This window comes from Burkholderia sp. E168m15, assembly GCF_016586105.1.
GTDB lineage: Bacteria > Pseudomonadota > Gammaproteobacteria > Burkholderiales > Burkholderiaceae > Burkholderia > Burkholderia orbicola.
On record NZ_BCPO01000233.1, the window covers coordinates 1 to 1,703 of the forward strand.

The 1,703-nt window shown below is 60.9% G+C and carries 1 protein-coding gene; it reads left to right on the top strand.

The annotated features are described in order from the left end of the window. Nucleotides 1-111: 111 nt before the first annotated feature. Nucleotides 112-1,602, top strand: a complete 1,491-nt coding sequence (locus JMF86_RS34820; RefSeq protein ID WP_054928691.1) for an ISNCY family transposase — start codon at nucleotides 112-114, stop codon at nucleotides 1,600-1,602. Nucleotides 1,603-1,703: the final 101 nt, after the last annotated feature.

Here is a 1,703-nt window from a genome sequence, read left to right on the forward strand (position 1 = left end):
TTTTTGATTGTAGTGGCTAGATTGAAATGTCCGCTTTTGGCTACATAGAAATGTCCGCTTTCGGGCCGCGTAAGCTGTCCGGCTGCCGGTTTGACGGCGCCGGAGGCTGCGATGGCTGCAACGGAGCGGATCACGATGACGATGCGCGAACTGGACCGATTCAAGGTCATTCAGGATGTAGCGGACGGCAAGCTTAAGCCATGGCGTGCAGCGGAACGGCTGGAGTTGACGACACGTCAGGTTCGCCGACTGGTTGCCCGGCTGCGCGAGCACGGGCCGGCGGGACTGGTGTCGGGGCACCGAGCGAAGCCCGGCAACCGTCGCCTGGATCCAGGAGCCGCCGATCGTGCGCTGTCGATCATCCGAGATCGCTACGCCGATTTCGGGCCGACACTGGCCTGCGAGAAGCTCTGGGAGTGTCACGGCATTCGGCTGGCCAAGGAAACGGTCAGGAAGCTAATGACGGAGGCTGGCTTGTGGATTCCACGCCGGCAACGACCGCCGAAGGTCTATCAGCCGCGTGCGCGCCGGGCCTGTCTGGGCGAACTGATCCAGATCGACGGCAGCGATCATCGATGGTTCGAGGAACGGGCGCCGGCCTGCACGCTGCTGGTCTACGTGGACGACGCGACGAGCCGGCTGATGATGCTGCACTTCACGCAGACGGAGTCGACGTTCAGCTACTTCGAGGCAACACGGGCATACATCGAACGGCACGGCAAACCTGGGGCGTTCTACAGCGACAAGGCCAGCGTATTCCGCAACGTGAAGCCAGGAAAGACCGGTAACCGTGTGACGCCGTTCGGCCGCGCGATGTACGAGCTGAACATCGACACGTTCTGCGCGAACAGCAGCTCGGCCAAGGGCCGCGTCGAGCGCGCGCATCTGACGTTGCAGGACCGCTTGGTCAAGGAGATGCGATTGCGCGGAATTAACACGGTGGCCGACGCCAACGCATACGCGCCCTCCTTCATGGCCGCCTACAACACACGCTTCGCGAAGCCGCCGAAGAGCGAGTTCAATGCACACCGGCCGCTGCGGCCCGACGAGAGTCTGGACGTGGTGCTGACATGGCGTGAGCCGCGGAAAGTGACGAAGTCGCTGACGGTACAGTATGACCGGGTGATGTACTTACTGGACGACACGCCGGAGAACAGGAAGCTGATCGACCGGCAGATCGAGGTGTGGGAGTACCCGGATGGACGGATCGAGCTCCGTGCTGACGATCGCGTGCTGCGCTGCCGGCAGTACGATCGTTTGACTGAAATAGATCAGGGTGCCGTCGTCGAGCACAAGCGTTTGAGCCATGTGTTGCAGGTCGCGCAAGCGCTTCAGGCGCAACGCGATAACCGCCGAATCGGTAAAGCGCCGTCTCGAACGCATCGTGGCGACTCGACGCGGACCAACCGAAACGAGGCAGAGCCGGGTAAGAAGAAGCAGCGCAAGATCACGCAGGCCGACGTCGAGCATGTAATCGTGGATCTGACGCAACGTCGGCAAACCGCCAAGCCAGCGGACAAACCTGGCCGTCGGTCTGCAAAAGCTGAGGAAGCGAGCGTAAGCGCCCTGCCCGTTCAGGCGCGGACCTTCGACACTGCGTAATGCTTAAAACGAGGAAAAAACGCAGCAAAACCAACCTTGAAACCGGACATTTTTAAATGGCTGGAAGGTGGACATCTGAATCCGGGTATGACATTGATTGT

What these genes read in the sequence shown, in the direction of transcription:
- JMF86_RS34820 (WP_054928691.1), top strand. Translation starts at nt 112, where the DNA reads ATGGCTGCAACGGAGCGGATCACGATGACGATGCGCGAACTGGACCGA.